Origin of the sequence: Butyrivibrio sp. YAB3001 (genome assembly GCF_900112195.1) — a bacterium.
Classification (GTDB): Bacteria; Bacillota; Clostridia; order Lachnospirales; family Lachnospiraceae; genus Butyrivibrio.
In genome coordinates, this window is the sequence record NZ_FOKR01000054.1 from 1 (window position 1) to 1,308 (window position 1,308).

Here is a 1,308-nt window from a genome sequence, read left to right on the forward strand (position 1 = left end):
TGCGTACTTTAATACCCTCTTTAATTGCCTGCCTTTTGGTATCCACTTCTATTTGTGCAGCTTCAAAAGCTTTTTGTATCTGCTGCTTTGCTAATATCATCAATACCTTGTTTGTAGCTTCAATATAGGGGTCTACAATCTCATTACCTATCGTTGCTATCTGTAATGTATCCTTGAATATATCAGTATTCAGCAACGGTGTTTTAATAAATATAAGGCGTATACCCTTGTTGTATAATTCCTCATACAGTTTAAAACCCTCATCAGCATTACGGCTCATTCTTGATACTTCATCAAAAACAATGCAATCTCCCTCATGCAGGTTCTTTAATAGTTTTTTCAAGTTGGGGCGTTCCGTAGTAGTTCCCGTATATTTTTCAGTAATAATAATTGCTTCGGGATATGCTTCTTTAATGTTTGCTATCTGCCTATCTAAATTCTGATGCATAGTGCTTACTCGTGCGTATCCATAAACTTTATTTTTCATATCCTTATTTCCTTTCGTGGTGGGTGTGTATCGTTTTAAACTTTAGTTTATTTTGATACTATAATACTATCACTCCTGCCACAAAAAAGCAATAAGTTTAATACTATTTCTTTTAAGTTTATTTTGGTACTACACGTTTTCCCCCTTTCCTTTTCAACTTATATTCTTATCAGCTTCTAACCTCTTTATTATCTGCTCCACCTTATAACATTCACTGTATCGCTCATATTCAGCTTCAAACTTGTATTCCTTGCCATAATACCTTTTAAGCCGTTCACGTTCGTAATACATTATCTGTAAAGCATTATCTGTTTGTGGTGGCTCTCCGTTCAGATCACGCCACATATACTCATGCTCTAAATCATACTTCTCATAATCGGTTATATCCTTGCGTTGTACCTCATGCTTGTATATTTCCGGGTGTGCCTGGCATTGTTCTATAAGCCCCATATAATACCGCTTGCGTTCCTCTAATTCCTGCTTTGTATGCTTGGTATCTCCAAACATATCAAAGGTACTAAAGTGCGGTATATCATCAGCATAGGGCAATATAAATACCGCAAACCAATATAACCATTGTTCCCGTCCTGCTGCCGTTGATAAATCCCATATATGCTTATAATCATGCCCCATACGTTCCCTTACCTTATCGGCTTGCCATTGTTTTATTTTGGCTTGTATCTCTGCAGGTATTTCAAGGGTGGTTATCTGCCTGCCGTCCTCCGTTACTTCTCCAGTAGGCTTGCTTATAAGGTCATACCATTCACTAAATGTATACCCTCCGTCACGTTCACAATCCCATTTAGGCGGTTTATACTCCT

Annotated in this window: 2 protein-coding genes; both read right to left on the reverse strand. The window is 37.5% G+C overall.

The annotated features are described in order from the left end of the window. Positions 1–487 (reverse strand): recombinase family protein (locus tag BM086_RS20400; RefSeq protein ID WP_092332360.1); only part of this gene is annotated, 487 nt, incomplete at its 3' end. A 153-nt stretch (positions 488–640) separates the two neighbouring features. Then, the coding region (locus BM086_RS21210; protein WP_175560411.1) for a hypothetical protein at positions 641–1,308 on the reverse strand (668 nt) is incomplete at its 5' end.